The following is a 2,935-nucleotide window of genomic DNA, read 5'->3' on the forward strand; positions in this document are numbered from 1 at the left end:
CGCTGGCCCATGGCAGGTTCACACGCGCCTACGTCACCGCAACGTTCGATGCGATGCAGACGGAAGATCGCATTTGGGTGAAGTTCTCGCTCACCGCGCTGGTGGAACCGGCGTTCGCCGACCTCTGGCGAAACTGGCTTGCGGCGCGCCTGGAGGCATTTCCCGCCGAACGCGCCGATCCCCACCTCCGCGCCGCGCGCCTGGCGGCGGACGGGTTCTGGCTGCAGATGCTGGGCTGTTGGCAGGAGGACAGCGACGCGGGAAAACGACAGGTCCTGCTGCAGTGCATCCTGGGTATGACGAAAGGCGAAAGCCCGATGCGGTGATGCTGGTGACCCCGGCCCGATGCTGTTTCATACAATCGGCATTCCCGAAGAAAGGAGACGACGATGCCGGGAAGTACCACTGTTGCCACTGCAGCGCTCATTGATCAGGCGGAGCGAGAGCTGGGCGTTGTGTTTCCAGTTGAACTCAGGGCCGTCTGGCTCACGCACAACTGCACCGAGCTACCGGGTGGGTGGCGATTTTTCCCGGTCTTTGATCCCGGCAACCCGCGGAAGACGGCTGGATCGGTCACGCATGAGAACCTGCGCGGTGCGTGGGGAATCCACCTTCGATCACTTGATCTTGTGGCGCTCGCGTCGAATGGAACCGGCAACCATCTGGTAATGCGGGTTGTGGATGGCGTCGCGATACGAGACATCCTCCATTGGAACCACGAAACCGAAAAGCTGACGCGTTGGAGGCCTGGCACCGATGCCGTGATGCGCGCTGCCCGAACGTCGGCGGAAAGGCTCGCCGCCATTCGCGCCAATCTCATGAAGGACACCCCGCGCACCCGGCTTCCTGCCAGCTAGATTCGCAGAAGCAGACCGGGTATGGACGGGAGTCTTCACCGCCTTCGTCATACGTTCTGCGCGAACGTGTTGATGCCCTGGCTCCCATTGCGCCGGGCCCAGATCCTGGCCGGGCACCTGCTCGCGCCGGTTTCCGAAACCGCCGTCCTCGCGCGCGGTCTGCGCGCTGTGGCTCATATGGTGATGGGCGGCGTGCCACTTCGCCGAGAGCAAATTCTTGCAGGGCAAGCGGACTACGCTACGACGTAAAAATACTACGCACACCTTACGCCCGATGGGGACGATGGTGCGGTCGCCAAACTGCGGTTCTAGACCTTTGGTCAGCTGTGACGAGCTGCGAACTTGTCAACAACTTCGGCCACGAGATTGGCTAGCCGACGTAGAACGGCAGTAACCTCTTCTCCTGGAAATGCGCTGTCGTCCTGGAAGACGAAGGCCGCAGTCGGAGTACTCGTCGGGTCCAGCTCAAACTCCAGCTTTCCCTCATCGAATCCAACTGGCTTACCGTTCTCGTCCTGCCTTACTCGAACCCCTCCCGAAGCGAGAAATGCGCCGTTGGGAATAAGTGAAAGGTGCTTGTCTTGGATGTCCAGATCATGAAGTGCTCTCAGCAGTTGGTTGCCGCCCGTGTAAGGACGCAGCGCCCTGACAATTTCCACGTCCTCCGGAGCCGCACGATCCCATTTGCGGCCCTTAATCGTCGCCTCTAGGTTCTCTGCTGCGTCAGCGAAGGGGAAGTAGACACCCTTTGAACTCCCCCCATTTAGCTTCACGACTTCCACCGCGAGTAGATCAAGACATGCGCGGAGGTTGTGAATTGCGTCGCCTAACGCTACGTTTAGCCCAGCCGGTTCTCCACGCATGACCACGGATAAGTTGTACTTTCCGTCCGCATCGCAGGTTAGATCGCGAGAACACCAATCAGTAGCGAAGTACGCGGCTATTGCGCGCTCCACTTCTAGGATATGTGCTCCTGCTCGCTGCAGCTTTTGCCGCGGCTGCTCAAACAGCTTGCTCGACCCCATGCGGCCCCCAGCATCTTCACTGTGCCAACTGTGCCAGAACGCGGATGAAAGGAAGCGGTTTGCGGCGGAAAGTTCGACCAGCCATGGTTGTAAGCCATTGTTTTTGGTGACCCCGGCCCGATTCGAACGGGCGACCTTCCCCTTAGGAGGGGGACGCTCTATCCAGCTGAGCTACGGGGCCAAATGCCGCACCCGCGACGCAGGTGCAGCCGTGAAGGATACCCACATTCAGCGACGGGACCAAGGCCGCCGCCGCATCGCGTGGGTGGGCCGGATCAGCGGATATCCAGTTCCGGGAAGCCCTTGACCAGTTCGTCCAGCGCCTTCATCTGCACCAGGAACGGTTCCAGTGCGGCCAGCGGCAGTGCGCTGGGGCCGTCGCAGCGGGCGTGGTCCGGGTCGCGGTGGGCTTCCAGGAACAGGCCGGCCAGGCCGAGCGCCATGCCCGAGCGCGCCAATTCGGCCACCTGGCGACGGCGGCCACCGGAGGCGTCGCTGCCGGCGTCACGACGCTGCAGGCTGTGGGTGACATCGAAGATCACCGGCAGACCGCCGGTGGATTCGGTCATCTCGCGGAAGCCCAGCATGTCCACGACCAGGTTGTCGTAACCGAACTGCGCACCGCGCTCGCACAGGATGATGTTCTCGTTGCCCGCTTCGCGGATCTTGGCCGCGATGTGCTTCATCTGCGTGGGGCTGAGGAACTGCGGCTTCTTGACGTTGACCGTGCGGCCGGTGCGCGCGATCGCCTCGACCAGGTCGGTCTGGCGGGCCAGGAACGCCGGAAGCTGCAGCACGTCGACCACCTCGGCCACCGGGGCGGCCTGCGCCACTTCGTGCACGTCGGTGATCACCGGCACGCCGAAACGACGCTTCACCTCTTCGAAGATGCGCAGCCCTTCGTCCAGGCCGACGCCACGATAGGAGGCGATCGAGGAACGGTTGGCCTTGTCGAACGAGGCCTTGAACACATACGGGATGCCGAGCTTGGCGGTCACCGTGCTGAAGTGTTCGGCCGCGTGCAGGGTCGAATCGAGGTCTTCGAGCACGTTG

The 2,935-nt window shown here is 62.3% G+C and carries 3 protein-coding genes, 1 tRNA gene and 1 pseudogene; 2 read left to right on the forward strand and 3 right to left on the reverse strand.

Annotated elements, in window-relative coordinates:
• Positions 1-326 (forward strand): annotated as a pseudogene (locus tag ACXJKH_RS17920) (hypothetical protein); the annotation flags it as partial.
• A gap of 63 nt (positions 327-389) precedes the next feature.
• Positions 390-857 (forward strand): SMI1/KNR4 family protein, encoded by a 468-nt coding sequence (locus tag ACXJKH_RS17925; RefSeq protein ID WP_457321355.1) that lies wholly within the window; start codon positions 390-392, stop codon positions 855-857.
• Positions 858-1,177: 320 nt separating this feature from the next.
• Here the strand turns inward: ACXJKH_RS17925 and ACXJKH_RS17930 are convergent, their stop codons facing one another.
• The 3 genes from ACXJKH_RS17930 to kdsA all read right to left on the reverse strand — a co-directional run.
• A complete protein-coding gene (locus ACXJKH_RS17930; RefSeq protein ID WP_457321357.1) occupies positions 1,178-1,882 on the reverse strand; it encodes a hypothetical protein in 705 nt (234 codons plus the stop codon).
• Positions 1,883-1,986: 104 nt separating this feature from the next.
• Positions 1,987-2,063: transfer RNA gene (locus tag ACXJKH_RS17935), tRNA-Arg, on the reverse strand.
• A gap of 94 nt (positions 2,064-2,157) precedes the next feature.
• On the reverse strand, positions 2,158-2,935 hold a 778-nt coding region (gene kdsA, locus ACXJKH_RS17940), incomplete at its 5' end, for a 3-deoxy-8-phosphooctulonate synthase (protein ID WP_457321359.1).

The sequence above is a fragment of the Stenotrophomonas sp. P5_B8 genome (assembly GCF_054049855.1).

Excerpts from the sequence above, each read along its gene's own strand:
- ACXJKH_RS17925 (WP_457321355.1), top strand. The coding sequence starts at position 390 with ATGCCGGGAAGTACCACTGTTGCCACTGCAGCGCTCATTGATCAGGCG.
- ACXJKH_RS17930 (WP_457321357.1), bottom strand. The coding sequence starts at position 1,882 with ATGGGGTCGAGCAAGCTGTTTGAGCAGCCGCGGCAAAAGCTGCAGCGA.